This is a genomic window from Microbulbifer okhotskensis, assembly GCF_023895975.1.
Taxonomy (GTDB): domain Bacteria; phylum Pseudomonadota; class Gammaproteobacteria; order Pseudomonadales; family Cellvibrionaceae; genus Microbulbifer; species Microbulbifer okhotskensis.
Genome location: NZ_JALBWM010000237.1, coordinates 1 through 2432, shown reverse-complemented (window position 1 = coordinate 2432; position 2432 = coordinate 1). Strand labels below are relative to the sequence as shown.

The 2432-nt window shown below is 42.4% G+C and carries 2 protein-coding genes; both read right to left on the bottom strand.

The features are described 5' to 3' along the window. Window positions 1-717 precede the first annotated feature (717 nt). A complete protein-coding gene (locus MO867_RS21575) occupies window positions 718-1236 on the bottom strand; it encodes a hypothetical protein (RefSeq protein WP_252472989.1) in 519 nt (172 codons plus the stop codon). Window positions 1237-2122: 886 nt separating this feature from the next. Beyond that, on the bottom strand, window positions 2123-2338 hold the full coding sequence (locus tag MO867_RS21570; protein ID WP_252472987.1) for a hypothetical protein: 216 nt from the start codon (window positions 2336-2338) through the stop codon (window positions 2123-2125). Between the last annotated feature and the right edge of the window lie 94 nt (window positions 2339-2432).

Here is a 2432-nt window from a genome sequence, read left to right as displayed (position 1 = left end):
CATCTCTTTTTTGCTAATAGTAAAGAAATGACACAGAATTCTGAACACTACCTCGATTGAGGACCTTGATGAACCATTGAGTCTTATCTTTCGAATCCTGCATACGGGTAAAAACACCATGAAGGGTGCTTTGTGTCCCGGTTACCCTTCTATAGCATTCAGCCAAGATGAATCCGTTGTGTAAAGTGGAGGTGGGTTCATGTCTAAGACTATAATATCTGCCAGCTTATCACCAAGACCTCATGTTTTCTGAAGTTGATAGTCTTAATTCGCCGAGGTTTCAATTTCGCTGTCCTCTAAATATATCGAGTTTGTCAGCTGCTTACGTTTGCATACTGCGATATTAACTGAGTACTCTAATGTGCACGCCTTGCAAGGGTTCTGTAAGTAGTTAATTTGAAAATTCCTAAGGATGTGAATAACATCAGTAAGATTTTGGCCATTCTGCAGAGCTAGAAGCATTGGATTACGAGCGTCTAAACTTTACGTGAGTGTCGTTGTTCTCAGTCAGGAGGTCAGCGTTGTGGGGGACTTTATCTCTAAGTGAAAATTGCTAGGCGCATGTACTTTTGCATTTCATCTGAAAATTGTAAGAAGTTTACTTTTATCGTGTGGGCGATTACGCCAGAAATGTATTCTGGCGTAATCAGTGTTTCTAGACTGGAATGTCGCAGTCTCTATAGGTATGAATTTCAGGACACTTAATGGTTTGATAATTTATTCGGATGCAACTGTGATCATCAATGTGCCAGTGAAAGGGGCAAAATTTTGCACTGGCTCCCACTGCCCAGGAAAAATTAAAATATTGAAACGAGCATTGTCATCTGCACAGTTGCTCGCTTGAAGTGTTTGGTTATTGAGGGGGATGCCGGGCATTACAAGAGTAGGTGCAGGGCCCGTGGTGCTATTGAGAAAGAGTACGTCGTAGTCTACCCGAGCGCCGGCACTACCTGAGAGGAAAAAGGTTGGGTCTGTGCCAAGGTTTGCAAAGGTGATACTGAAAGTGGAGAAGCCACTGCCAGCCACGCAGAAAGTATCTGTCCCCTGTGCGGCTTGTCCTGGTATAGGGTCGGAGATGGTAATGTTGTCAACTCTTTCTATTTGGATAGTTTCATTGAACTGTAAAGTGATTTCGCTTTGTGCACTGTCTGTGGCAGCTAATGTTTCGCTGACCGTGCCAAGAGCCAATAATAGGGTGGCTGCAGGTAGTAGTGAGTTTCGAATGAAGTTTTCCATATAACAACTTCCTTGTGCTGCAATTTTTAATCCTTTAAAGCGACACCAAGTCTTGACATAAGTGGTGACTCAGCGGTATAGCCTTGGTTAATAAAAGAATAGTCATTCGAAACTGGGTTCGATAATAGGAAATTGGTTGGAAAAATATGGGGGTAATGTACTATTTTCTGAGAGGTGCTTCTTATGTTGAGGTAGTCTCTATTGTTTGAAATGTTGACTTGAGTCTAAAGCCTGTATATGACTATATTGGTGCGTTAAGACCATCTGCAAAGTTAGGGACTTGGAAGAGTGTTAGGGGAGTGGTGGGGTAGGATGTTTTTCTTATCTAATGGAGTGTTATCTGTTACTGAAGTTTGTCGTGTATTCCGTGGGTTAAAGTAGAGGGCACCTCTATTAATTACCTTTTTTGCACCTGCAAGCTCCGTATTATGGGGGCTGAATGCCGATAAAGCTTAGGGGAGCATGATTTTTAGAGATTCCCTAAAGGCTTCAGATGGTCTGTTGAGCCACGATGCAGTAAAAAAGTCACTAGATCTCGCTAGGATGTTTGAGTGCTCAACCCAGTATAACAATAGTCAAGTTACTGCAGACAGTTGCCGTGTATGCGCCACTTGCCCCGATTGATAGGGGTATTTCAGCAGCCTGTAGCGAGTAAATATTGGAAGCTACTGCATGGACAAAAATTCCCACATTCTGATGGATACCTGGAGTGGGAGTTTACTTATTGATCCTCGGCGGTAAGTCAAGGTAACTCCTGTGGTATTAGAGGTTTAATATTCCACCTGGGGCAATAATGATTAGAGAAATTCTATTCGCGTGTTGCTATCGGAGGTATTTACGACTCCTTATTTTTATCAAACGAGATGGCAAAACATACCGGTTTGTTTTATAGGAAATCATGCGTTTCAAAATATAATTGTGTATTGAAATGGATGCCGGCTTTTGTCAGTTTTTCCGGCCAATTATTTGGTGAAAGAGGTTTTTCGTTACCACTAAAAATTTCTTTTGATGAAGTTGGCCCGGCGTTTACCACCAGTATTTGATCAAAGCTGGGAGCGGAAGCTATTTCGTGGACAAGCAGGGTTATATTTTCAAGCCGCACTAGCTGGTAGTGACCATTACGCTCACGCTTTAGAGGCTGGTCTGAGGGTGTTCAAAACTCTGTGTCAGCTAAACGGTTTATAGGCTGATGTATT

Bases quoted from the DNA above. Each gene is read 5' to 3' on its own strand.
- MO867_RS21575 (WP_252472989.1), bottom strand. From the start codon at position 1,236: ATGGAAAACTTCATTCGAAACTCACTACTACCTGCAGCCACCCTATTA.